Here is a 25,675-nt window from a genome sequence, read left to right as displayed (position 1 = left end):
GGTTTACAGAACCTCAAAGAGGCCAGCAGCACCCATGCCGCCGCCAACACACATGGTGCAGACAACGTATTTGGCACCGCGACGCTTGCCTTCGATCAGCGCGTGACCAACCATGCGCGCGCCGGACATGCCGTAGGGGTGACCGATAGAGATCGCGCCGCCGTCCACGTTCAACAGCTCGTCCGGGATGCCCAGCTTGTCGCGCGATGCGATCACCTGGCAGGCAAAGGCTTCGTTCAGTTCCCACAGGCCAATGTCTTCGATCTTGAGCCCGTGCGCTTCCAGCAGCTTTGGCACGGCATAGATCGGGCCGATACCCATCTCATCGGGCTCGCAGCCTGCGGCCATCACGCCAACATAGCGACCCAGTGGCTGAAGACCGCGACGTTCGGCTTCTTTCGCTTCCATGACCACGGCGGCAGAGGCACCATCGGACAGTTGCGAGGCGTTGCCTGCGGTGATGAACTTGCCTTCGGGCAGGTGGATGCCGTCTTTGAACACGGGCTTCAGACCGGCAAGGCTTTCCGCCGTGGTGCCGGGGCGGTTGCCCTCGTCTTTTTCCAAGGTGACTTCGTGCTTGGAAATCTCTTTGGTCTCTTTGTCCTGAACCATCATCGTGGTGGTCATTGCGACGATCTCGTCGTCAAAGCGGCCGGCCTGTTGCGCTTGGTGCGTCAGCTCTTGGCTGCGCGCCGCGTATTCATCCTGCGCTTCGCGGCTCACGTTATAGCGCTCTGCCACGTTTTCGGCTGTTTCCAGCATGGTCATGTAGATTTCGGGCTTGTTCTGCTTGAGCCATGGGTCGGCGCTGACGCGCATCTCTGGCGTTTGCACGAGGGAGATGCTGTCGACACCGCCGCCGATGACAATGTCCATCCCGTCGGTGATCACCTGCTTGGCCGCGGTGGCGATTGCCATCATGCCGGATGCACACTGACGGTCCAGCGACATGCCTGCAACGGTCACGGGCAGACCTGCGCGGATGGCGGCCTGACGCGCGATGTTGCCGGCCTGATGCCCCTGCTGCAGGGCGGAACCGATGACACAGTCAGAGATTTCCGACCCGTCAAGACCGGCGCGCTTCACGGCGTTCTCGATGGCGTGGGCGGCAAGCGCCTGTGGTGTGGTGGCGTTGAACGCACCGCGATAGGCTTTGCCGATCGGGGTACGGGCGGTGGATACGATTACTGCGTCACGCATGGTGATCTCCCTTTGAAAGTTCGTCTGTTAGCCCCAATCCAGATCAAGACCCTGGGCCTTGGCTGCATTGAGCGCGTATTTCTTCGTTTGACTAAAGGCATCGGTCAGCTCTTGCTGGCCGCCTGCGTCGGTGATTTTGTCGAAAGCGGATGCGACACCTTCAGGGGTATTCTCGTCGCCGGTCAAGGTCACGCCTTCCGTTTCGTAAATACGGGTCTGGGCAAAGCCGCCCGCCCCTGCCCCAAGGATCACACGGCTCGGGCCGTCCTCGCTGACGAGGTACAGCAGGCCGGGGGTGATCGTTTCGGGGGCCAGCAGGGCCTGGGCCTGTTCAGGCAGCAGATCGGCGGTCATCCGCGTGGCCGCTGTGGGGGCCAGCGTGTTGACGCGGATATTGTCACGCGCGCCTTCCAGATGCAGCACGTTCATCAGCCCCATCATCGCCGCTTTGGCCGCACCGTAGTTGGATTGACCAAAGTTGCCATACAGCCCCGAAGCCGAGGAGGTCAGCACAATGCGCCCGTATTTCTGTTCGCGCATGATCGGCCAGCAAGCATGGGTCACATTCGCAGACCCGATCAGATGCACGTCGACGACCTTGCGAAAATCAGACATCTCCATCTTGGAAAACGTCTTGTCCCGCAGGATGCCCGCGTTGTTCACCAGAATGTCGATGCGGCCCCAGGCGTCCATGACCTGCGCGACCATATCCTTGACACCGGCCTCGTCCGAGACATCACAGCCATGCGCCATCGCCTCGCCGCCCGCGTCGCGGATTTCCTGCGCGACGGCTTCGGCAGCTGCCGACGAAGACCCTTGCCCGTCGGTTGTCACGCCCAGATCATTGACCATAACCTTTGCGCCGCGTGCCGCGAGGCCAAGCGCATGGCTGCGCCCTAGGCCCGTGCCCGCGCCGGTGACAATAGCGACGCGGTTGTCAAAACGAATATCCATCATCGCCCCTTAGTGCAGTGCTTGTTCAAAGATGTTCGGACCGCTCATCACATTGATGCCGCCGCTGACGGGGACGATCGCGCCGGTGATATAGGCACCGCCCTTGCCGCAAAGGAACAACATGCAGCCCGCGATATCCGTATCGGTTCCGACGCGGCGCAGGGGGACGTCTTCGCCCACCTTGTTGCGCATATCCTCGTCGTGGGTCGCAAAGGCGGTCATCCGCGACACGAAGGGTCCGGGGGCCAATGCGTTCACGGTGATCGCGTCACCTGCCAGTTCCTTGGCGAGGATCTTGCTCAGGTGGATCACCGCGGCCTTCGAGGCTGAGTAGCTATAGGCGCCATCGCCCATTTCGCGTTCGCCCATCACCGATCCGACGTTCACCACCCGTGCCGGATCGTCGATCGTCGCGTTTGCCTTGAGCAGCGGCAGCAGTTTTTGCGTCAGATCGAACAGACCCGCGACGTTCACGTCCATGACCTTGCCCCAGGCCTTGAACGGGAAATCCCCCAAAGGCGCGCCCCAGGTGATGCCCGCGTTGTTCATCAGGATATCAAGGCTCTCGGTGCGGTCCTTCACGGCTGCGACCATTGCATCGACACCTTCCTCGGTGCCGACATCGCCTGCGAACCCCTCGGCAGAGCCAGAGGCCCCGAGCGCATTCAGTTCTTTCGCCACGGCCTCGCAGGCCTCGCCCTTGCGGCTGGCGATCAACACGCGGGCACCGGCACGCACCAGCGCCTCGGCGGCCATACGGCCAATCCCGGTCGCCCCGCCCGTGACCAGCGCGGTTTTACCCTCTAGGCCGAAAAGTGTTTGAATATCCATGCCTTAGAATCCTCTGTGCTTGGCGACCTGGGCAGCGTGATAGCCGTAGTCCCCGAGCCATTCTGCCCCCACACGGGCGCGCTTCATGTAAAAACCGATGTCAAAGGCGTCCGTCATGCCGATCCCGCCATGCATCTGCACCCCTTCAATCACCGCCAGCTTGGCAGTCGATGTCGCACGGGCCTTGGCGAGAGACACGGCCATCGTCGCATTGTCGGGGTCTTCGTCCAGCTTGCGCCCTGCGTGCAACACGGCAGAGGCGGTGACTTCCGTCTCGCACCACAGATGCGCGGCGCGGTGTTGCAAGGCCTGGAAGGTGCCGATCAACGTGCCGAACTGCTTGCGTTCTTTCAGGTAGCCCACGGTCATGCCAAAGGCACCCGCAGCAACGCCCGCCATCTCGGCGGCGAGGGCGGCCTGCCCTGCCTCGATCGCGGGTTTCAGCACGGTCATGGCGTCATCGACCTGACCCAACACATCGTCGCCCGTCGCTTCGACGTTATCAAAATCGATCCGCGCGGAATCGCGTGCGTCGATCATGTTCTGCGCGTTGCGTGTGATGCCTGCGCGGTCCGCGGGAATGTCGAACAGGGTCAGCCCGTTGTCTGTCTTGGCCAGCACCAGCAAACGGTCCGCCAAAGCACCATCGACGACAAAGGTCTTCTTGCCCGTCAGGCGAAAACCATTGCCTTCCGCCGTGGCGGTCATTGCCGTGGCATCGGGGTTGAACTTCGATGTCTCATCCACCGCCAACGCATAGGTCGCGTCGCCGCTGGCAATCTTGGCCAGCGCGGCCTCGGCGCGCGCATCGCTGACGTGGCGCAGGGCTGTCGCCGCGATTACTGCCGTCGACAGAAAGGGGCTGACAGCCAGCGTCTTGCCCATTTCCTGCGCCAGAATACCCGCAGCAGCATGGCCCATATCAACGCCACCCGCACTTTCAGGGACCAGCACACCGGCCCATCCCATCGCGGCCATCTCTTTCCACATCTTCGCGTCATGGGTCTGCCCGGCATCGCGCAAGTCGCGGAACGCTTTGACGGGGGCGGATTTATCAAGAAAACCGCGCGCCGAGTCGGCCAGCATGGTTTCGTCTTCTGTTAATACTAGTTTTACCATGATCTTACCCCGGAAGCCCAAGCACGCGGCGGGAGATAATGCTCAGCATCACCTCGCTCGTGCCGCCTTCGATTGAATTGGCCTTTGTACGCAGCCAGTCTGCGGGACGGTTGCCCAAAGGCCCGTCCCATTCCAGCGCGTCGCTGCCACCCGCGGCCATCAGCAACTCGTGACGCTGCATGTTCAGCTCTGTGCCCATGTATTTCAGCATCGCCGAGGCATCCCCCGCGCCAGTGCCGGCCTCGGCCTGATCCTTGTAGCGTTCCAGCGTGAGGCCAATGGCAAGCGCGTCCACCTCGCATCGCATCGCATCGGCGCGCAGCACGGTGTCCATTTCTTGCCCCTCGGCCAGAGATTCATTCAGCACCGCCCCTAGCGCACGACCGCCCGACAGGCCCTGCCCCCCGCCCGAGATCATCTCGCGCTCGTGGGTCAGCAGGTATTTCGCCACGTCCCAACCGCGGTTCTCTTCGCCGACGATCCGGTCCTTGGGCACCTTTACATTGGTAAAGAACGTCTCGCAGAAGACCGACGCGCCGGAGATCAGCTTGATCGGGCGGGTCTCGACGCCTGCGTCTTCCATATCGATCAGCAAAAAGGAAATACCCTTGTGCTTGGGCGCGTCACGATCTGTACGGATCAGCGCGAAAATCCAGTCGGCTTTATCGGCGTAAGAGGTCCAGATCTTCTGACCGTTTACCAGCCAATGATCGCCCTTGTCCTCGCCTTTGGTTTGGACACTGGCCAGATCCGACCCGGCCCCCGGCTCGGAATAGCCCTGACACCAGCGGATTTCACCGCGGGCGATCGGGGGCAAATAATGCAGTTTCTGTTCATGCGTGCCAAAGTGCAGCAAGGCGGGCCCAAGCATCCAGATGCCAAAGCTTTGCAACGGGTTGCGCGCCTCGATCCGGTCCATCTCTTCTTTGAAGATCTTTTCCTGCGCGCGGTTCATCCCCGCCCCGCCGTATTCGACGGGCCATGTAGGCACGGTATAGCCCTTGGACGCGGCGCGCTCCATCCAGACGCGCTGCGCGTCGGATTCGAACTCAAAATTCTTGCCACCCCAGCATATCGATGCTTCACTCGGCTCACCGCCGCGCATTTCGGCCGGGCAGTTTGCCTCTAGCCAATCGCGCAGCTCCGCGCGGAAACCCTCCAGTTCCTGTTCGGACTGCATCTTTTCTCCCCCCTCGTTTTGCGAACTCCAATTCCGCACTGCAAAATTGCATTTCGAAATTCGATTGACAAGACAGTTTCTGAACGCGCCTATTGCTTTGCAAATCTAGAGGAGGAATGACCCGATGAAAGCCATGCTTAGCACTGCCCCCGGCGGCCCCGAAACGCTGGAACTGACCGAGATGCCACAGCCTGAACCGAAGAAAGGTCAGGTGCGTATTCGCATCCGCGCAGCGGGGCTGAACTTCCCTGACACCTTGATTATCAAGGATCTTTACCAGATGAAGCCGCCCCGCCCCTTCGCGCCGGGTGGCGAGGTTTCAGGCGATGTGGACGCCGTGGGAGAGGGCGTTTCCAACGTTGCTGTGGGCGACCGGGTGCTGGCGATGACCGGCTTTGGCGGCTTTGCGACAGACATCATTGTGGACGCGGAACGGGTGCTGAAGATCCCCGATGCGATGCCATATGACGAAGCGTCATGTCTGGTGCTGACCTATGGCACCTCCCATCACGCGCTGAAAAACCGCGCCGAAATCCAGCCCGGCGAATCCTTGCTGATCATGGGCGCTGCGGGCGGCGTTGGCGTGGCCGCGATCGAACTGGCGAAAGCCGCCGGTGCCCGTGTGATCGCTGCCGTATCGTCGGAAGACAAGGCGCAGTTCTGCCGTGATCTGGGCGCGGACGAGACGATCATCTACAGCCGCGACATGGATGACCGTGCGACGCAGAAAGCCTTCTCGGACGAGATCAAGAAGCTGTCGGGCGGTGAGGGTGTCGATGTGGTGTATGACGCCGTGGGCGGCGCCTATGCCGAACCCGCCGTACGCGCGCTGGCGTGGAAAGGCCGCTATCTGGTCGTGGGCTTCCCTGCCGGTATCCCCAAGATCCCGTTGAACCTGACGCTGCTTAAGGGCTCGCAGATCATGGGTGTTTTCTGGGGCGCGCATACGGCCCGCGAACCCAAGGTACATGCCGAAAACATGGCCGATCTGTTCCGTATGTATGCGGGTGGCCAGATCAAGCCGCGCATCTCTGCCCGCTATCCGCTGGACAAAGCCGCCGACGCTCTCAACCTGATGCAGGACCGTAAGGTGCAGGGCAAAGTGGTGTTGGATGTTCAATAAGCAGATAGGACGTTCAAAATGACCAACACACAGATTGTCATCGCAGAGCTGCCCAGCGATTCGCTGACGCCTGCGCATTTCAAACAGACCACCGCGGAGATGCCCGTGGCGGGCGACGGTCAGGTGCTGCTCAAGGTGATCCTGATGTCCATCGACGCGGCCAACCGGTCATGGATGAAAGGCGCGACCTACCGCGCGGCGGTGAACGCCGGTGATGCCATGCCGACCTATGCCATCTGCGAGGTCGTCGAGAGCAACAGCGACCGTCTGGCCGTTGGCGATATCGTCGCGGCGGAGGCAACGTGGTCGAACTTTGTCGTCGCCGATGCGCGCAAATGCGAGAAGCTGCCAAAGGTGCCGCAGCTGTCGAACCTGATGTCCGTCTACGGCATCGCGGGCAAAACCGCCTATCACGGGCTGATCTCTGTCGGGCAACCGGTTGCGGGTGAAACCGTGCTGGTGTCGGCAGCCGCAGGGTCGGTCGGCGGTTATGTCGGCCAGATCGCCAAGGCGCTTGGCTGTCGGGTCGTGGGCATCGCGGGCGGGGCGGAGAAATGCAAATGGGTGACGGAGGAATTGGGCTTTGACGCCTGCATCGACTACCGCGCCCCTGGCATGTCCAAAGCCCTGCGTGTTGCCTGCCCCGACGGGGTGGATGTCTATTTCGACAACGTCGGCGGCACCGTGCTTGAGACCGCGTTGTTCGCGATGAACGAAAAGGGCCGCATCGTCTGCTGTGGTGCTGTCAGCCAATATGACACCGAAACCCCCACCGGTCCGCGCAACCTACCCGGTCTGGTGGTGGTCAAACGTCTGCGGATGGAAGGCTTTATCGTGATGGACTGGACCCAGAACGACGCCAAGGCGCTGCGCGCGTTGCAGACCTGGGTCGAGGCGGGGCAGATCAAGGTGACCGAGGACATCGTCGACGGATTGGAAAACGCGCCACAGGCGCTGATCGGCCTGTTGGCCGGTGAGAACAAGGGCAAGCGCATGGTGCGTGTTGCCGCGGACCCATCCTGAAGGAGTATCCCATGTCTGCATTGAAAGAGGCACTAGCCCATAGTGAAACGCTGATCGGGACCGAGGTCGGGGTCTCTGACTGGATCACGGTGGATCAAGAGATGATCGACCAATTTGCCAAAACCACCCACGACATGCAGTGGATTCACATCGACCCCGAACGCGCCGCTGCGGAAACGCCCTTTGGCGGGACGATTGCGCATGGGTTCCTCACCTTGTCGTTAGCGAGCCGCTTTGCCTATGATTGCTTTAACATGATGCCCGGACAGGTGATGGGCATCAACTATGGCATGAACAAGCTGCGGTTCCTGACTCCGGTCAAGGCGGGATCGCGGCTGCGCGGGCGGTTCACGCTGCAAAAGGTCACGGCGCGCAACGCCACCGATATGCTGCGCGAGAACCTGCTAACGATCGAGATCGAGGGCGTCGAGACACCCGCGATGGTCGCCGAATGGTTGGGGCTGGCGGTGTTCAAAGACTAACCCCCCACACCAGCGCAAAGACAAAGGGCCGCGCATCCCTGCGCGGCCCTTTGCTATTTCGTCACCTCGGTTATCCCGCGGGACAGGCGGCACCCGTCTCGATCCAGGCCTTGGTCAGCTCGCCAAAAATCTCCTGACTGCCGGGTGCGGGCTCGCGCCCCTCGCCCGGATGCCACCCCCAGCCGACCAGACCGTCTTCGGCGTTATGCTCGTGCAGCTCTTCCAGCGTCTTACCGCCATTGCGTTCCTCGTCCTTGATCTGGGCACAGATTTCGGCGGCCGATTTGCCGATCCAGCCCATTTCAATCGGGGCCAGTTGCCAAGGGGTATGCCCCGGGATCGACCCGCCCCCCGCGGCAAAGGTAAAGTTCTGTTCGCCATGACAGGTGTTGCAGCGCATACCGGGCGCGCCAAAGTCCGCCTCTCCGCGTACCACGGGGGGTTCGTGCATCTGCATATCCATCCCTTGGCGTGGGGAGTTATCGACGGGGTGGCAATTCAGGCAGCGTGGATGCCCGATCACCACCATCATTTCCTCGAAAAGCGCGGTGGAGCGTTCTGCCTCCCCCTCGATCGCGTCAAATTCGTCAACCGTGCGCAGACCGTTGACCGTCTCTGCCATGACAGGGCCCGCCATCAGCGCAGTGATGGCCATGATGTTCAGTGTATTTTTCATGACTTACACTCCTACAGATTTGGTAAAGGGCAGTTTGGTAACAGCTTGCCCCGTCAGGGCACGCCACGCGTTTGCAACGGCGGGACCGACAGGCGGCAAGCCCGGCTCGCCGATACCGGTGGGGTCGTTGTCGCTTTGTACGATAGCGACCTCTACCTGGGGCATCTCGTTGATGCGCAGCATGCGGTAGGTGTCAAAGTTGCGTTCCATGATGGTGCCGCCTTCGCCAAGGGTGACCTCGTCAAACAGCACCGATCCCAGACCATAGCCCGCCCCGCCTTCGATCTGGGCGCGGATGACATTGGGGTTCACGGCGACGCCACAGTCAACGGCGCACCAGATTTTATGCACCTTGGGAAAGCCGCCCTGATCCGAGACTTCGACGATCTGGGCCACATAGGTGTTAAAGCTTTCGTGCACAGCAACGCCGTAGGCACGATCCCCCTTCACCTTAGTGCCGTCCCAACCGGCCAGCGCGGCCACTTTCTCCAACACGCCACGGTCGCGACCGGCGTCGCCTTTCATCAGGTCCAGACGCCCCTGAACGGGGTCTTTTCCCCCTGCTTCAAGCAGTTGATCCAGAAACACCTCGGTCGCGTAACCCGTATGCGAATGGCCAACCGACCGCCACCAGAGCACGGAAACGGGGCTATCCTGCCGGACCCAATCCACCCTCAGCGCGGGCAGGTCGTAGGGCATCTTGGTGGCCCCCTCGTAGGACGTGGGGTCCATGCCGTCTTTCATCATGCCTTCCATTGGACCACCGGCCATGATGGATTGGTTCACCACCACGTCATGCCACCCGACGATATTGCCGTCCGCGTCCAGACCGCCCTTCATCTTATGCACGGTCAGCGGGCGATAATAGCCGCCGATCATGTCGTCCTCGCGCGTCCAGAGCAGTTTCCAGGACCCGTTCCCGCCCGCGGCTTTCGCGATCTCGGCGACTTCGGCGGCGACATGGGCCGTGGGCTGCGCGCGGCGGCCAAAGCTGCCGCCCGCAAACATCACGTTGATCTGCACATCCGATGGATCGATCCCCAAGGTGGCGGCCAGCGTCGGCTTGTCGAGCGACGGGAATTGCGAGCCCATCCAAAGCTCCGCCTTGCCGTCCGCGACCTCGAGCACAGCGTCAAGCGGTTCAAGCGCGGCATGCGCAAGATAGGGAAAGTGGAACTCTGCCTCGATCACCTGCGCGGCCCCGTCGATCCCCGCCATGGCATCGCCAACCTCTTCGGCGGCACGACCGCCTTCGGCAGCGGCACGCGAGAAATCCGCATAGATCTGCGCGCTCGACCGGGTTTCGGCTTTGCTGTCATCCCATGTCACCTGCAATGCTTCGCGCCCCTTGAGCGCGGCACCGGTGGTCTTGGCATAGACAGCGACCCCTTGCGGGATTTCACGTACCGCGATGACACCCGGCACCTTCAGCGCGTCGGTATCGTCAAAGCTGGCGACAACGGCACCCATTTTATCGGGGTGCGCCACGACCACCGTTTCCATCCCCTCGCGGTAGACATCCATCGTGTATTCGGCCTGACCGGTTGTCTTGGCATGGGTGTCCAGCTTGGGCACATTTGTGCCGATCAGGGTAAAATCCTTGGCCTCTTTCAGCTTGGGTTCGGCGGGGGCGGTCATGGTTGCGGCTTTTTCAGCGAAAGCGCCAAAGCCTGCTTCGGTCCCGTTGGGGTGGGATATCCGCCCTTTCGAGATCGTGATCTCGGACGCGGGCACACCCCATTCGGCGGCGGCGGCATCAACCAGCATCGCGCGGGCGGCGGCACCGGCCTTGCGCATCTGCATATAGCTGTTCGCCATCGCGGTGGACCCGCCTGTGCCCTGCAACCCGAACAGCGTGTTGGCATAAAGTTCGTCATTGGCAGGCGCACTTTCGGCACGCATCTGCGACCAGTCGGCATCCAGTTCCTCGGCCACGAGGGTCGCAAGGCCGGTGTTCGGCCCTTGCCCGAATTCGATATGTTTGATCAGCACCGTCACCGTGTCATCGGGGGCGACACGCACAAAGGCGTTCGGCGCGAATGTGGCCGGATCGGCCGCCGGGTCAAAGGCGGTCGCGGCACCGGACTGGGCGCGCGTTTTTTCGGGTAGCACAACGCCGATCACCAGTCCGGCAGAAGCAGTAGACAGAAAACCGCGGCGAGAGAGATTAAGATTGGTCATGGCTTACCCCTCCAGCTCTTTGGCGGCGTTCTTGATCGCCTCGCGGATACGGACATAGGTAGCGCAGCGGCAGATGTTGCCGGCCATTGCATTGTCGATATCCTCGTCCGTGGGGTTCGGGATCTCGCGCAGCAGGGCCGTGGCGCTCATCACCTGACCGGATTGGCACCAGCCGCATTGGGGCACGTCGATCGCCTCCCATGCCGCTTGAACCGCTTTGGCCTCTGGCCCGTCGACACCTTCGATCGTGGTCACATAGGAGCCTTCAACCATAGAAAGCGGGGTGACGCAGCTGCGGCGGGTCATGCCGTTCAACTCGACCGTGCAGGCGCCGCATTGCGCGATACCGCAGCCGAATTTCGTGCCGGTCAGCCGCAGGTCGTCGCGCAGCACCCACAAGAGGGGCGTGTCATCGGGCGCGTCGACGCTCACCTCTTTGCCGTTCAGGGTAAAGTTTATCATGCTGGCTCCTCCTATTGGATGTTGGCTGCTGGCGTGGAATGTTGGGACTTCCCTCGCAGAGGGAACTAGCCCGCAATAGCAGCGCGTCAATGTGCCACAATACAAAAGACGGAGGCGACGCGCGGTTGCCTCCGTCCTGACTTCATCAAAGCACGATGGTGCCTAGCCGGTGGTGTCCTTGACCGGATCCTTGCCGGTGAAACGCGCCACCATCGCAAAGAAATACGGCACGAAAAGAACCCCCAGAACGGTTGCGGCAATCGTACCGGCCAGCACACCGGCCCCAATCGCTGTACGTCCACCGGAGCCCGCACCGGTGCTGAGCACCAGCGGCAATACCCCCAGCGAGAACGCCATAGAGGTCATAATGATGGGGCGGAACCGTTGCCGCGCGGCGTCGACAGCGGCGTCAAAGATGCTTTCGCCCTCTTGCCGTCTGTCGCGGGCAAACTCGACAATCAGGATCGCGTTTTTCCCCGTCAGACCCACCACAGTCAGCAGCCCGACCTGAAAGAAGACCCCGTTTTCGAACCCGCCCAGATAGGCGCCGGTCAAGGTCCCCAAAATGCCGATTGGCATGGCGAGCATCACGGCAAAGGGAATCGACCAGCTTTCATAAAGCGCCGCCAGCGCCAAGAAGATCGCCGCCAGGGACAGACCGTACAGCAAGGGGGCCTGGTTGCCGGATTCCTGTTCCTCCAAGGACAAACCAGTCCAAGCGATCTGGAAGCCGGGGGGCAACTGGGTGACCAGACGTTCAAGCTCTGCAATCGCCTCGCCTGTGCTGACCCCTTCGGCGGGGGAACCCTGGATCTGCATCGCGGGGATACCGTTATAGCGGTTCACCCCCTGCGGCCCGTACGCCCAGCTTCCTTCGGCAAAGTTAGAGAAGGGCACCAGCCCCCCGCTGTCATTGCGCACGCGCCATTTCTCAAGATCCGACGGGGTCGCACGGGCAGCGGCCTCGCCCTGCACATAGACCCGTTTGATCCGCCCCTCATCGACAAAGTCGTTCACATAACGACCCGCCCAGGCGACGGTCAGCAGGTTGCCCACATCCGTGGCACTGACCCCCATCGCACCGGCGCGGCGCCAGTCGATATCCAGATTGAACTGCGCCGCATCTTCCAACCCGCTGGGGCGGGCAGAGGCGATCAGCGGGCTTTGCGCCGCCATCCCCAAAAGCTGGTTACGTGCCTCCAGCAGCTGTTCGTGGCTTTGACCGCCGCGGCCTTGCAGGTAGAAATCAAAGCCCGACACGTTGCCAAGCTGGCTGACCGAGGGCGGCACGATGGGGAAGACCATCGCATCCTGTATCTGGCTGAAGGCACCAAAGGCCCGCCCCGCCACCGCCTGCACGCTTTGCGCCGCCTCTGTGCGTTGCTCCCAGTCTTTCAGTCGTACGAAGACCAGACCAAGGTTCTGCCCTTGGCCCGCAAAGCTGAAGCCCACTACGCCGAAGACGGATTCAACGACGTCATCCTCGTTTTCCAGATAGTAGTTCTCGACCTGTTTGATGACCTCGAGCGTGCGTTCCGCCGTCGCGCCCGTGGGGGCCTGCACCAGCGTGAACAGCGTGCCCTGATCCTCGGCCGGCAGGAAGCCTGCAGGCGTGCGCATGAACAAGAACACCATCGCCGCGATGATTGCCAGATAGACCAGCCCGACCCGCAGCGGACGCCGCACGAGCCAGCCCACCGTGCCGGTATACCCACCAAGCGTCTTGTCAAAACCGCGGTTGAACAGGCCAAAGAACCCGCGCCGCTTCTCGTGGCTGCCTTGCTTGAGCAGGGACGCACAAAGCGCGGGCGTCAGGGTCAAGGCGACCACCACCGACAGCGTCATCGCCGAGATGATGGTGATCGAGAACTGCTTATAGATCACCCCCGTCGAGCCGGGGAAAAACGCCATCGGCACAAAGACCGCCGACAGAACCACCGCGATCCCGATCAGGGCGCCGGTGATCTGGTCCATCGACTTGCGCGTCGCCTCAAGCGGGCCGATGTGCTCCTGCTCCATGATCCGTTCGACGTTCTCGACGACCACAATCGCGTCATCGACGAGCAGGCCAATCGCCAGCACCATGCCCAGCATCGTCAGCGTGTTGATCGAAAAGCCAAAGGCCGCGAGCACGCCAAAGGTGCCCAGCAAGACGACCGGCACCGCCAGCGTCGGGATCAAGGTGGCGCGGATGTTCTGCAAGAACAGATACATCACGATAAAGACCAGCACGATCGCCTCGATCAGGGTCTTGATCACCTCTTCGATAGAGATTTTCACGAAAGGCGTCGTATCGAAGGGCACCACATAGCTCACGCCTTCGGGGAAGAACGCCGACAGTTCCTCGATCCGCTGTTCGACGGCGGCGGCTGTATCCAGCGCGTTGGCACCGGGGGCAAGGCTGACCGCCATGCCGGTTGCCGCATTACGGTTGTAGCGCGAGATCGTGGCATAGCTTTCCGACCCGATCTCGACCCGCGCAACATCGTTCAGCAGCACCAGCCCGCCGTCGGTTTCCGCACGCAGCACGATCTGGCGGAAATCCTCGGGGCTGGTCAGCAGGGATTGCGCGGTGATCGTGGCGTTCAGCGCCTGCCCTTCGACGGCAGGACGGCTGCCAAAGGATCCCGCTGAAATCTGCGCGTTCTCGGCCGAAACCGCTGCCACGATGTCGGACGGGGTCAATTCAAACGCGGCGAGCTTCACCGGATCAAGCCAGATGCGCATTGCGTATTGCGCCCCGAACACTTGTACGCTGCCCACGCCTTCGACGCGGCTGATCTCGTTCACCAGATTGGATTGCATGTAATCGCCAAGATCGGTGGCGTCATACTTCCCGTTCTCGCCAATCAGCCCGATCACCATCAAGAAGCCAGCAGAGGATTTTTGCACCGTGATCCCCTGCCGCTGCACCGGTTCCGGCAACAAGGCAGAGGCTTGTGACAGTTTGTTTTGCACCTGCACCTGCGCGATATCGACATCTGTGCCCGTCTCGAACGTCAGCGTAATGCTCGCCCCGCCTTCGCTGGTGGACGAGGACGAGATATAGCGCAGCCCGTCCAGACCGGTCATCTGCTGTTCGATCACCTGCGTCACCGTATTGGCCACCGTCTGCGCCGAGGCGCCGGGATAGGACGCGCGCACAGCCACAGAGGGCGGCGCGATCTGCGGGTATTGCGCCACGGGTAGGTTGAGGATCGACAAGACGCCGATACCCATGATGAAAATCGAAATCACCCATGCGAAGATGGGGCGGTCAATAAAGAAACGGGCCATGCAAAACGCTCCGGCTTTTGGTTATTCGGCGGGTGCCGGTGCGGCGTCCTCGGACTTGGCGTCTGGGGCGGCTTGCTCTTGCGGAGTAACGGTCGCACCGGGCGCGGCCTTTTGCAGCCCCATCACGATCACACGGTCGCCCGCCGATAACCCCTCGCTCACGATCCAGTCCGATCCGCGGTCCTGCAGCACGGTCAACTGGCGCTGTTCGACGACGTTGTCGCCGTTCACCACCATCGCCAGCGGCTGCCCGCGACGGTCGCGGCTTACGGCTTCTTGCGGGACAAGGAAGGCACCTTTCGCGATCCCCGTGGGCATTTCAACGCGCACATACATGCCCGGCAGCAGCAGACGGTCGGGGTTGTCAAAGGCCATCCGCAGCACGACGACACCGGTTTGCTGGTCCACATCGGGTTCGGCGGCGGTCAGCGTACCGGTCTGGTCATAGATACTGCCATCGGCCAGCGTCAGCTTGACCTCGCGCGGGGTATCGCCAAGGCGCTTTTCCGCATTGCCGCGCCGCCAATCCAGCAGTTCGGCCGCTGATTGCGTCACATCGACGTAGACCGGATCAATGTTGCGGATCACGGCCAGAGGGCTGGCCTGACTGTTGGTCACCAAGGCACCGGGGCTGGTCAGGGACCGCCCGATCTCGCCCGATAGACGGGCGCGGACCTGCGTGTGATCCAGCTCGATCTGGGCAGAGCGCAGCCCCGCCTGCGCCGCCTGAAGCGACGCCGCCGCGCTGTCGCGTGCCGCTACCGCCGCATCCAGCGCCTGATCGCTGGCAACATTGCGCGAGGATAGTTCCTCGAGCCGCTTGGCCTCCCGCTCGGCAGAGCTGGCTTGCGCCTGTGCCTGCGCGACCGATGCCTGCGCCTGCGCGACAGCGGCCTCGTAAACGATGGGGTCAATTTTAAACAGCACATCGCCTTCCGCCACGGGCTCACCCTCGGCAAACAGACGCTCTGTGATGATGCCGGCCACCTGCGGGCGTACCTCTGCCTCGGCAGAAGCGACAACGCGTCCGGGCAAGGTTGTGGCAAGCTGCACGTCCTGCGGCTGCATCGTCATGACGGTGACGGCAGCGGGCGGGCGATCGCCCTGCTGCGCCGTTGCGGGGACAGACACCGCACAAATAGCCGTTGCAAGGGCGGCGCAGCGCAGCCCGGAGATCAAGGAGTACATTCTGACGATCCTGTCTTTTAGTTCAAATCGAAAGCACCACCGCGGGGTGCTGTGGATGGGGCGGACAAATTGCCCTATTTTTCCGGTGCCGACACGGGCGACGGTGCCGTCACCTTGGGCCCGCAGGTGGCACGGGTTTCTGCCGGTGCAGCGGCTGCGGGCCGAGGCTGGATCTTGCGATAAACCAAAAACGACACGCAAGCTACCGCGCCCATCATCGGGATTAGGGTTGCCATAGCCAAAAGCGCATTGCCCAGCAAGGCACCAAGCGACCCGACCAACAAACCGGACCCCATCTGGATAAAGCCCAGCATCGACGCCGCCGCCCCCGCAGCCCGTCCAAAGGGGGCAAGTGCCGCGGTGGACATAGCAGGCATCACAAAAGCAATCCCGAAAGAATAGGTGGCGACCGGCACCATCACATGCAGAAAGCTCGGCGGCCAAAGCAGCAGGGTTAACGTCCCCAGACTGCCCAAGGCCACAAACACCAGCCCCGGCCCGACCAGCCGCTCTGCCGAAAACCGGCCCATCAGCTGGCGCACCAACAAGGACGCGGTAAAGAAGCTGCCCGATTGCGCCAACATCGACGCCCCGAATTGCGCAGGCGTCAGCCCGACCTCGTCCATCAGGATAAACGGCAGGAATGTCGCCTGCGCATAGAGCGCGCCAAGTGCACCGCCCATCACCAAAGCGGCGGATAGGAACTGCGGATTGCTGAGCAAAGCCTTGTAGGTCCGGCCAAGGGCCTTGAAATTCAGGCGCGAGGGGTCTGCGGTCACGGTTTCTTTCATGGAAAAAAGCGCGACCCAGATCACGAGGAAACCGATCACGGTCATCAGCAAGAAAATCGACTGCCAGCCAAACACCGGCAGCATCAGCCCCCCGATGGTCGGGGCCAGCGCCGGACCAAGGGCTAGAATAATCCCGATCAGGTTCATGATCCGCGACGACCGGTCATCGGTGAACAGATCCCGCACCAATGCCCGCGAGATCGCGATGCCCGCGGAGGCCCCGATGCCTTGCAGGAAACGCGCGCCCATCAGAACCTCTACCGTGGGCGACAGGGTCGCAGCGACACTGGCCACACAATAAAGCGCCATGAAGGCAATCGTGATCGGCCGCCGTCCAAGCGCATCCGACAGCGGCCCTGCGATCAGCTGCGCACAGGCGAAGCCCCCGAAATAAAGCGTCAGCGTCAGCTTGATCGCGGATTCCGTGGTGTCAAAAACGCGCACAAGCTCTGTCATCGCGGGCGTATACAAGGCCATCGACACAGGTCCGATGGCCACCAGAAGCGCGCCGATCAGACTGACCCGCCGTTCTGACATAATGGGCGTAGTCATTCGGCAGCCTCGGATTTGCACGTCGCCCCGCGGGAGGCCGACAGGTTCTGTCGCAGGGTCAGGGCCGTCGCGCGGAAGGTCTGCCACTGCTCTGGCGTCAATCCTTCCGAAATGATCGTCTCTACCCGTGCGCCGGCCTGTGCGATCTGCGACAGGATGTCATTGGCTCGCGGGGTCAGGGACGCGATCTTAGCGCGGCGGTCATTCGGGTCTGCGGTACGGGCAATCAGCTCTGCCGCTTCCAGACGGTCCAGAAACCCCGTGAGGCTCATCGGCGTCATGCCAAGACTTTCAGCCAGCATATGCTGCCGCGTCGCCCCGCAGCGCGCCATATGCGCCAGCACCCGTGCCTCTGCCGCCGTCACAGGAAGCTCGGCGGCTTCGATCTCGCGCTCGAATACGCCACGGCTGAGCCTGCCGATGTCGCTGATAAGGAAACCAAAGCTGTCGGGGTTGATCTTGGTACGCATGTCTTGTCCGCTTTTAATATGTTTACCTTATTATATAGCGCACTGATACATCTTGAACCAAGTGTCAATTCGACCCTGCCCCAAAAAAACGTGAGGTTACCACGGGAAAGCTGTCAAATGCGGCGCAGCTCGAACCGGGATCGGTAGCGCACGGGCTTTCCCGGCAGCAGCAAACAATCGGGATACTCGGGGTGGTGCGGGGTATCGGGCCAGAACTGCGGCTCGATCGCAAGCCCTGCCTGTGGCCCATAGGCGCCTCCGTCCACGCCCAGATCCGCACCTGTATCAATATGCGCGCCGTTATAGAGCTGCACCCCAGGTTGATCTGTCAACACATCCAACTGTAGCCGTTGAGTGCTTAACCGGCACGCAAGCACCATCTGGTCCCCGCCTCGGGAAAGGCAAAAGTTGTGATCCAGCACCGGCCCGATGGCGCGCGCATGGCGATAGTCGAATTCGCTGCCCGCTACCGAGACGGGCGCGCCCAACGGAAGTTGAGCGTCATCCACAGGAAGGTAGCTGGTCGCGGGCACCATCAGGCGGTGATCCGACAGATCCGCCGATCCCGACAGGTTCCAATAGCCATGAAAGGCGGGATTGAAATAGGTGGGCTGATCCGTCGCGCCCGTCATCTCGATCTCTAGATGTCCCGCATTATCAATCGTGTATGTAACAGAGGCGTTAATATTCCCGGGAATCCCGCCCAACCCGTCGGGGTGGTGCAGCTCAAGCCGGCAGCGCGTGGGGGTGACATTGGTAAAGCGCCAGTTCCGGCCGGAATATCCCGCAACGCCACTGTGCAATGTGGTCCGTCCTGCTTCGTTTTGATCAAGCTGATGCCGGATGCCCCCAATTTCCATCTCTGCGCCCGCGATGCGATTGGCGACCGGACCGACCACCGCGCCAAAGTACTGCATGCTGCCAAGGTAGGCAGCCACGTCGCGCCCGCCCAGTATCAGCGAATGCGATTCCCCCATGACGCGAAGCTCTTGAATCGTTGCCCCCCACGACAAGACGGAAATCGACGTGCCGCCGTTGCTGATCTGATGCCGGACGATCTTTTCACCCTCTGGCGTTGTGCCGAAAACCGTTGAATCGGCTTTATTTTTCTTGCTCTGCACCGGCGTCATCGAATGGTCCCTTTCGTCTATTCAACTGCTCAAACGAACATCTAATTAGCCTAAATGCCTAAGTATTTAACCGAGATCGCCCCAATTATGACAAGTTTCGCCATCAGATAGAAAGCAACAGAAACAGCCATACCGAGCTGTTACGGACAAGTAGTAAGGCAAACAAATGAAAATTCTTGCGGTAGATGACGACCCAATCATCCTAGAGCTTTTGTCGCATTTCATTGAAGGCATGACAGACCATACACTGGTCACTGCCGAATGCGCTGCCGATGCACTTGAGGCGATCAAGGACAACGCCCGCGCCCCGTTCGACAGCTTCCTTCTGGATATCCAGATGCCGGTCACCGACGGTATCCAGCTGGCCAGCCAGATCCGCGCGATGAAGCAATATATGGACGCGCCGATCCTGATGCTGACCGCGATGTCCGAAAAATCCTATATCGACGCCGCCTTCTCTGCCGGTGCGACCGACTATGTGACCAAGCCGTTCGAAATGACCGAGCTTAAGGCGCGGCTGTCGCTGGTTGAACGCGCGGTTGACGGGTTGGCAACCCGCACGAGCAAAGTGTTCGCGGCCAAGGCGGTTACCCATCACGACGGTCGGCCCGAACGCGCCGTGCAATTACACGAGCCGATGGCGATCCATGATGTGAACAACCTGATCGAGTTCATGGCGCTTGAGAACTATGTGCAGCAATTGTCGCGCAGCGACCTGTTCGGGTCGATCTGTTTTGCCTTCAACATCCGCGATGTCGAAATCTTCCACGAAAACATGTCGAATTTCGAATTCTGCAGCATGCTCAGCGATGTCGGAGAGATCATTTCGGATACGCTGGAAGGGTGCCAGTTCCTCATGTCTTACGCAGGCGGCGGCACGTTTGTATGCATCACAGAAAGCGGCTGGCGCCCTGATCCCAAGCTTTTGGCGAATAATATCAACATTTCGCTGGCAAAAACCGAATTGTTCGATAACCGTGGTCAACACATCAACCCACGTATTTGCGCCGGCAAGGCGGTGCGGTTGATGTGGAAGACAAATTCCTCGGTCATGGATGCGCTGTCAGAGGCGCATGCCTCTGCCGAAGAAGCGACAGCCAACTACCAGAAGGTCCAGAACGACTTCTGGAATGTGGGGAGAACAGCGTGATGCACAAGAAGCTGGAGTTACCGGGGATCGAGCGTATTCGCGCGCGGTTCCTCGATATGCTAGAGCAGCGCCAGCGTGCGCTGGCCGAGCACGCGCTTGCCGCCTGGGAAGGCAGCACGCTGCAAGAGATCAACGATAACCTCGCCGAAGCCCGTACCATTCTGCACCAGATCGCGGGCACGGCCGGTTCTTTGGGGTTCGACGATCTGGGCACCGTGGCGCGCGACAACGAGCTTGCGATTGACGCGCATCTGGATGGCCCCAAGGGCAAGATCGCCAACTGCCCGACCGAGATTATCTTTGGTCTGGATGACTTCCTGAAATCCTCCGAAGCCTTGATTGCCGAACAATCCGCGTTGGAATCCGCCTAAACGGTCCTTTGCGCTTCCGGCCCCCACGGGCCATTTGCCGTTGCAGCGCCTCGCGCTCCGGCGATGCGGGGTGTGCCCCGCTTTCCCAGACATCCCATTGATTTCCGCACCATGATGTAGGACGTTCGTCGCGCAACGAATTGCCCCTAGTCGAAAGCGGAACTGCACCATGACCCAACCCCATATCCTGATCGCAGGCGGCGGTATCGGCGGCCTAGTACTGGCGCTTTCGCTGCACCAGCTTGGCCTGCGCTGCACCGTTTATGAACAGGTGCGCAGCTTGAAACCGCTGGGTGTGGGGATCAACATCCAGCCCAATGCCGTGCGCGAGCTGTTTGATCTGGGGTTGACCCAAGCGCAGCTTGACGAAATCGGCGTGCCCGCAAAGGAATGGGCGCTGGTCGGGCAGAAGGGGCAAGAGATTTACGCAGAGCCGCGCGGCACCGACGCAGGCTATCGCTGGCCGCAATATGCCGCGCATCGGGGCCAGCTGCATATGCTGCTGTATCAAACGCTGGTGGATCGCGCTGGTGCCGAGGCCGTGCAGCTTGGTGCCAAGATCACCGGATACACCCACGGGCCAGCGGGTGGCGTGACCGCGCATATCGCCCATGCCGACGGGTCACAGACACATGCCGAGGGCACCCTGCTGATCGGTGCCGACGGGATACATTCCGCCGTGCGTGCGCAGATGCATCCCGATCAGCCGCCGATCCACTGGGGTGGTGCTTTGATGTGGCGCGGCACCTCGCGGGCAAAACCGGTGCGCACGGGGTCTTCGTTTGTCGGGCTTGGCGACCACCGCCAGCGCATGGTGATCTATCCGATTTCAGCCCCCGATGCCGACGGCTATGCCACCATCAACTGGATCGCCGAAGTCACGCTGGACGAGACCGAGGATCGCAAAAGCGGTTGGTACCGTCCGGCGGAGCTGTCAGACTTTGCACATCACTTCGATGGTTGGACTTATGATTGGCTGGATGTCCCCGCGCTGCTGCGCGGCGCGACAGAGATTTACGAGAACCCGATGATCGACCGTGACCCGATCCCCACGTGGGTCGACGGCCCTGTTGCCCTGATCGGCGACGCGGCCCATGCCATGTATCCCACGGGATCAAACGGCGCGAGCCAGGCGATCATGGACGCCCGCCATCTGTGCGCGCGCTTCCTGCAAGACGGGGTCACCCCTGCGGCGCTGCGCAGTTTTGACGACACCTATTGCGGACCGATATCAGAGCTGATCCTGCGCAATCGCGGGGCCGGTCCTTTCGGGTTGCTGAACATGGTGAACGACCGCTGTGGCGGTGCCTTCGACCAGATCGACGACGTGATCCCACCACAGGAACGGGCCGAGTATATGGCACAATACAAGACCGCAGCAGGATTTGCCGTTGATCGGTTGAATGCCTCTGACCCCACTTTGCCCCAAGGCGCACGCCTTACATAGTAAGCCCCTAGGATCACCGCGTATTTTTTGGGCGATGCCAAAAACGTGAGCGGCAAAAAAGTTATCTTACTAAAATTGTCGGGTTGACCTTCCCCGCGATACTGTTCAGGTATTGCGCATGATTTCCATGCCTCCGGCGCGGCCCGTCGATCCGCAATTGTCGACAGCATCCGCAGGCGCGATCCGTCAAAAGGAACTGAACGTATGACCCGCAGCTTGATGACCTCTGTGCTTGCATTGACCTTGGCCTCCCCCGCTTTGGCGGTAGAGAAGTCCGAGGTGATCGACACATACGCCGACATCGCCGAAGCCGCCTACGGCGACAGCCTGATCACAGCCCAAGCGCTGGTCGACGCTGTGGATGCCCTGATCGCAGAGCCCTCCGCCGACACGATGCAAGCCGCCCGCACCGCGTGGCTGGCAGCACGCGTCCCCTACCAGCAGACCGAAGCCTACCGTTTCGGTAACCCCATCGTTGACGACTGGGAAGGCAAGCTGAACGCCTGGCCGCTGGACGAAGGTCTGATCGACTATGTTGACGCCTCCTATGGCGGGGCCACCGATGAAAACGCCGCCGCCGCGTTGAACGTTATCGCGAACCCGACCTTCACACTGTCGGGCACCGAAGTTGACGCCAGCACAATCACCCCCGACTTCCTTGCCGAAACCCTGCACGAAGCCGACGGGAACGAAGCCAATGTGGCGTCAGGCTACCACGCGGTTGAATTCCTGCTTTGGGGGCAGGATCTGAACGGCACGGAACACGGGGCCGGTGGGCGCGACTGGACAGACTACGCCACAGGCGAAGACTGCACCAATGATAATTGCGACCGCCGCGGTCAGTACCTCAAGGCTGCTGCCGATCTGATCGTGACCGATCTGGAGTATATGGTTGCACAATGGGCCGAAGGCGGTGCCGCGCGCACCAACCTGACCGACAACGAAGACGGCGCGATCTCGGCGATGCTGACAGGCATGGGGTCGCTGTCTTACGGTGAGCTCGCGGGCGAACGCATGCGCCTTGGTCTGATGCTGAACGACCCTGAAGAAGAGCATGACTGCTTCTCGGACAACACGCACAACAGCCACTATTACGACGGTCTGGGCATCCAGAACGTGTACCTCGGAGCCTATGCGCGTACCGACGGCACGCTGGTCACCGGCCCGTCCCTGTCCGATCTGGTCGCTGCCGAAAACGCTGATCTGGATGCGGAAATGCAGCTGAACCTGTCGACCACCATGCGCAAGCTTGGCCAGATCAAGACCGCTGCCGAAGCGGGCATGTCCTATGATCAGATGATGGCGCGCGGCAACAAGGGCGGCGAAGCCTTGGTCATGGGGGGGGTGAACGCCCTGATTGCACAGACCAAGACCATCGAACGCGTCGTTGCCACACTCGGCGTCGATGACGTGGCGATTGAAGGCTCCGACAGCCTCGATAGCCCCGGCGCCGTGTTCGAGTAATACCCCGTTTTCATGAGTTCCTCCTCCCACTGAAAGTAAACAAGAATGAAGAAACTAGCTCTCGCCGGTTGCGCTTTGGCGCTGACCGGTGCCACTCCCCTTTTGGCTCAAGAACAGGCATTTGTCTGGGGCGGTGAGTTTGAAATCGGCGTCGACAGCACCGTCGAGTCTGATGATCCTGCAGGCGAGTTGACCGATAACTACGCCAGCCTTTCGCTCGCCTTCGAAGCCGGTGTCGCGACCAGCATCACGCTGTTTGGTGAAGTGACCCTGGAAAGCGTCACAGACCCGGCCGAAACCCGTCAGTTCGACGATCTGGGTCTTTATGTGAACGAACTTGGCCTGCGCTTTGATCTGGCAGCGGGCGAGCTGAGCGTCGGTAAAGTAAGCCCGACCTTCGCTGTGGCATGGGACGCAGCCCCCGGTTTCTACGGCACATCGCTGGCCGAAGATTATGAGTTGTCCGAAGTGATCGGTGCGACATTCGACATTCCTGTCGCCGCCTCCGGCGGGGTTCTGTCCTTTGCGCTGTTCTATGCGGATGACACGGCGTTCAGCGACTCGCTGGGGACAAAGCGCGGCCGCAACACCACCGCGGATGGCGGCGCGGGTAATACCGGCAAGCTGAACAACGTGGCGCTACAGTATACGCAAGAAGTTGGCGACACGACCTATTGGGTTGGCGGGCGTTTCCTGACCGCGGGTGGCAGCGATGTATCCGACGAAAAAGGGGCCGTCATCGGGATGGCGCATGACTTTGGCAACGGTTTCGACCTGATCGCCGAAGTGGCCTATTTCGACGGGTTCGCAGGCACGGGCGAGGATTCCACCTATGCGACGTTGGGCGGTTCTTACGTTCAGGGGCCGTGGGCCTACTCTGCCAGCTACACCGGCATCGACAACACCGCGAATGGTTACGACGATTTGATCACCGTGGGTGTAGACTACACGTTCGAGAATGATATGTCGCTGGGTGGTGGCGTCGGCTTCTACGATGTAGACGGCAACGACTTTACCGCTGTCGGGGCATCGCTGGTGATCCCCTTCTAATATCGAAATAGGGCAGAATATGCATTTCCTCCGGTCTTTTATCCCTCAGGCCCTGGTGATGTCCCTGCCCCTATTGAGCGGTCCGGTCTACGCCGGGCCGCTTGATGAACCCCATCTGGATATCATCCCGCGTACCGCCGATGAAACGGCCCGTATCGCCGATGTGACCGCCCCACCCGACAGTTTTGACGCCCCCAGCCCGTTCGAAGTGAACAGCGGCGGCGCGGCCACCGTACGCCCGCGCATGAACGCCGATGCGTTTTCGCAAGCCTCAGGCAATATGTCGTTCGAGGACGAGCTGACCTTCAAACTGGGCAATGGGCTGTTTCGCAAGCTGTGGGTGTCGTCGCCTTCGTCGACGCTGGCCTCTGACGGGTTGGGGCCCTTGTTCAACGCGCGGTCGTGCCAAAGCTGCCACATCAAGGACGGGCGCGGCCACCCGCCCGAGGGCCCCGACGACAGCGCGATTTCGATGTTCCTGCGCGTGTCTATTCCGGGCAACGAAGACGCCGGAAATATCAAAGAGATCGAAGGGTATCTGGCCACGCTCGCCGAACCCACCTACGGCACGCAAATGCAGGATTTCGCCGTCTCGGGGCATCGTGCCGAGTACCGCTTGCAGATCGATTATACCGAAGTCCCCGTGACCCTGTCGGGCGGGCAGGTCGTGTCCTTGCGGCAACCGACATACACCGCGGCTGATCTTGGCTATGGTCCGCTGCACCCCGACGCGATGCTGTCGCCCCGTGTGACGCCGCAGATGATCGGGCTTGGGCTTCTCGAAGCGATCCCTGCCGCGGATATTCTGGCGCTGGCAGACCCTAATGACGCGGATAGTGACGGTATTTCGGGCCGCACCAATATCGTCTGGTCGCAGGAATACAACATGCCGATGCTGGGCCGTTTCGGGCTCAAGGCCGGGATGCCCACGATCCGCGAACAATCCGCGGGGGCCTTTGCGGGTGATATCGGCATCTCTAACCCGATCTTCGGCGATCCGTTTGGCGATTGTTCGACCATTCAGGATGCCTGCGTAAACGCGCCTCATGGGGCCGGTGACGTGCGCGGGTTCGAGATTGACGCCGAAGGGCTGGATCTGGTCACCTTCTACAGCCGCAACCTTGCCGTGCCCGCCCGTCGAGACGCGGACACACCCGAGGTGCTGCGCGGCAAACAGGTGTTCCATGAAACGGGCTGCGCCGACTGCCACCAGCCCAGCTTTGTCACCCATCGTCTGAAGGACCAGCCAGAGCAAAGCTTTCAGCTGATCTGGCCCTATACCGATATGCTGCTGCATGACATGGGCGAAGGTTTGGCCGATCACCGCCCCGAGGCCCGCGCCACGGGCACCGAATGGCGCACTGCGCCGCTGTGGGGGGTTGGGATGACCGAAACCGTATCGGGACACACGCAATTCCTGCACGACGGGCGCGCGCGGTCACTGCTGGAAGCCGTGCTTTGGCATGGCGGAGAGGCCGAGCCCGCCAAGAACCGCGTCATTGACATGACACCCGCAGACCGTGATGCTTTGATCCACTATCTGGAAAGTTTGTAA

The 25,675-nt window shown here is 61.3% G+C and carries 22 protein-coding genes; 9 read left to right on the top strand and 13 right to left on the bottom strand.

All coding sequences use genetic code 11. The features are described 5' to 3' along the window. Positions 1-3: 3 nt before the first annotated feature. The 5 genes from ABM428_RS16270 to ABM428_RS16250 are packed head-to-tail and all read right to left on the bottom strand — an operon-like array spanning position 4 to position 5,284. Positions 4-1,200 carry an acetyl-CoA C-acyltransferase gene (locus tag ABM428_RS16270; RefSeq protein ID WP_005848837.1) on the bottom strand — a complete coding sequence of 399 codons (1,197 nt, stop codon included), beginning with the start codon at positions 1,198-1,200 and terminating at the stop codon, positions 4-6. Between the two features lie 27 nt (positions 1,201-1,227). Beyond that, the gene (locus tag ABM428_RS16265) at positions 1,228-2,154 is read right to left on the bottom strand and encodes an SDR family NAD(P)-dependent oxidoreductase (RefSeq protein WP_005848835.1); all 927 of its coding nucleotides are present in this window, start codon (positions 2,152-2,154) and stop codon (positions 1,228-1,230) included. A 9-nt stretch (positions 2,155-2,163) separates the two neighbouring features. Beyond that, positions 2,164-2,985 carry an SDR family oxidoreductase gene (locus ABM428_RS16260; protein ID WP_009824304.1) on the bottom strand — a complete coding sequence of 274 codons (822 nt, stop codon included), beginning with the start codon at positions 2,983-2,985 and terminating at the stop codon, positions 2,164-2,166. A 3-nt stretch (positions 2,986-2,988) separates the two neighbouring features. Further along, the gene (locus ABM428_RS16255; RefSeq protein ID WP_235208564.1) at positions 2,989-4,104 is read right to left on the bottom strand and encodes an acyl-CoA dehydrogenase family protein; all 1,116 of its coding nucleotides are present in this window, start codon (positions 4,102-4,104) and stop codon (positions 2,989-2,991) included. A gap of 4 nt (positions 4,105-4,108) precedes the next feature. Next, positions 4,109-5,284: an acyl-CoA dehydrogenase family protein gene (locus tag ABM428_RS16250; RefSeq protein ID WP_005849108.1), complete on the bottom strand. Its 1,176-nt coding sequence runs from the start codon at positions 5,282-5,284 to the stop codon at positions 4,109-4,111. Positions 5,285-5,408: 124 nt separating this feature from the next. On the opposite strand from ABM428_RS16250, the gene ABM428_RS16245 reads away from it, so the two are divergent. Genes ABM428_RS16245 through ABM428_RS16235 form a run of 3 tightly spaced genes read left to right on the top strand, consistent with a single transcriptional unit; the run spans position 5,409 to position 7,912 of the window. Continuing rightward, a complete protein-coding gene (locus ABM428_RS16245) occupies positions 5,409-6,407 on the top strand; it encodes an NADPH:quinone oxidoreductase family protein (protein WP_132997969.1) in 999 nt (332 codons plus the stop codon). 18 nt (positions 6,408-6,425) lie between these two features. After that, on the top strand, positions 6,426-7,430 hold the full coding sequence (locus ABM428_RS16240) for an NADP-dependent oxidoreductase (protein ID WP_353628606.1): 1,005 nt from the start codon (positions 6,426-6,428) through the stop codon (positions 7,428-7,430). A gap of 11 nt (positions 7,431-7,441) precedes the next feature. Continuing rightward, positions 7,442-7,912, top strand: coding sequence for a MaoC family dehydratase (locus ABM428_RS16235; RefSeq protein ID WP_005849103.1), 471 nt, complete (start codon positions 7,442-7,444; stop codon positions 7,910-7,912). Between the two features lie 70 nt (positions 7,913-7,982). Here the strand turns inward: ABM428_RS16235 and ABM428_RS16230 are convergent, their stop codons facing one another. From ABM428_RS16230 to ABM428_RS16195, 8 genes are all read right to left on the bottom strand, one after another. Continuing rightward, entirely contained in the window at positions 7,983-8,588 is a 606-nt protein-coding gene (locus ABM428_RS16230) for a hypothetical protein (RefSeq protein ID WP_005849102.1), read from the bottom strand. A 3-nt stretch (positions 8,589-8,591) separates the two neighbouring features. Next, positions 8,592-10,769, bottom strand: a complete 2,178-nt coding sequence (locus tag ABM428_RS16225) for a xanthine dehydrogenase family protein molybdopterin-binding subunit (RefSeq protein ID WP_132997967.1) — start codon at positions 10,767-10,769, stop codon at positions 8,592-8,594. A gap of 3 nt (positions 10,770-10,772) precedes the next feature. Next, entirely contained in the window at positions 10,773-11,231 is a 459-nt protein-coding gene (locus ABM428_RS16220) for a (2Fe-2S)-binding protein (protein ID WP_009824309.1), read from the bottom strand. 162 nt (positions 11,232-11,393) lie between these two features. Next, positions 11,394-14,507, bottom strand: a complete 3,114-nt coding sequence (locus ABM428_RS16215; RefSeq protein ID WP_132997966.1) for an efflux RND transporter permease subunit — start codon at positions 14,505-14,507, stop codon at positions 11,394-11,396. A 21-nt stretch (positions 14,508-14,528) separates the two neighbouring features. Further along, a complete protein-coding gene (locus ABM428_RS16210; RefSeq protein ID WP_064216650.1) occupies positions 14,529-15,695 on the bottom strand; it encodes an efflux RND transporter periplasmic adaptor subunit in 1,167 nt (388 codons plus the stop codon). A 74-nt stretch (positions 15,696-15,769) separates the two neighbouring features. Beyond that, complete coding sequence (locus ABM428_RS16205; protein ID WP_132997965.1) at positions 15,770-17,038, bottom strand: multidrug effflux MFS transporter; 1,269 nt, start codon at positions 17,036-17,038, stop codon at positions 15,770-15,772. After that, positions 17,035-17,508, bottom strand: a complete 474-nt coding sequence (locus tag ABM428_RS16200; RefSeq protein WP_005849095.1) for a MarR family winged helix-turn-helix transcriptional regulator — start codon at positions 17,506-17,508, stop codon at positions 17,035-17,037. The genes ABM428_RS16205 and ABM428_RS16200 overlap by 4 nt, the downstream gene beginning before the upstream one ends. A gap of 113 nt (positions 17,509-17,621) precedes the next feature. Further along, the gene (locus ABM428_RS16195; protein WP_353628605.1) at positions 17,622-18,638 is read right to left on the bottom strand and encodes an aldose epimerase family protein; all 1,017 of its coding nucleotides are present in this window, start codon (positions 18,636-18,638) and stop codon (positions 17,622-17,624) included. Positions 18,639-18,804: 166 nt separating this feature from the next. Between ABM428_RS16195 and ABM428_RS16190 the strand changes: the two genes are divergently transcribed. The 6 genes from ABM428_RS16190 to ABM428_RS16165 all read left to right on the top strand — a co-directional run bounded on the left by ABM428_RS16190 (position 18,805) and on the right by ABM428_RS16165 (position 25,675). After that, entirely contained in the window at positions 18,805-19,788 is a 984-nt protein-coding gene (locus ABM428_RS16190; RefSeq protein WP_037942088.1) for a PleD family two-component system response regulator, read from the top strand. Further along, positions 19,788-20,159, top strand: coding sequence for an Hpt domain-containing protein (locus ABM428_RS16185; protein ID WP_005849092.1), 372 nt, complete (start codon positions 19,788-19,790; stop codon positions 20,157-20,159). The genes ABM428_RS16190 and ABM428_RS16185 overlap by 1 nt, the downstream gene beginning before the upstream one ends. 169 nt (positions 20,160-20,328) lie before the next feature. Continuing rightward, positions 20,329-21,606, top strand: coding sequence for a flavin-dependent oxidoreductase (locus ABM428_RS16180; protein ID WP_353628604.1), 1,278 nt, complete (start codon positions 20,329-20,331; stop codon positions 21,604-21,606). A 204-nt stretch (positions 21,607-21,810) separates the two neighbouring features. Further along, a complete protein-coding gene (locus ABM428_RS16175; RefSeq protein WP_005849088.1) occupies positions 21,811-23,070 on the top strand; it encodes an imelysin family protein in 1,260 nt (419 codons plus the stop codon). A gap of 45 nt (positions 23,071-23,115) precedes the next feature. Next, the gene (locus tag ABM428_RS16170; protein ID WP_353628603.1) at positions 23,116-24,120 is read left to right on the top strand and encodes a hypothetical protein; all 1,005 of its coding nucleotides are present in this window, start codon (positions 23,116-23,118) and stop codon (positions 24,118-24,120) included. A gap of 58 nt (positions 24,121-24,178) precedes the next feature. Continuing rightward, complete coding sequence (locus tag ABM428_RS16165) at positions 24,179-25,675, top strand: di-heme oxidoredictase family protein (RefSeq protein ID WP_353628602.1); 1,497 nt, start codon at positions 24,179-24,181, stop codon at positions 25,673-25,675.

Source organism: Sulfitobacter sp. TCYB15, assembly GCF_040435955.1.
GTDB classification, from domain to species: Bacteria; Pseudomonadota; Alphaproteobacteria; order Rhodobacterales; family Rhodobacteraceae; genus Sulfitobacter; species Sulfitobacter pontiacus.
This window is presented reverse-complemented; position numbering and strand designations above follow the sequence as displayed.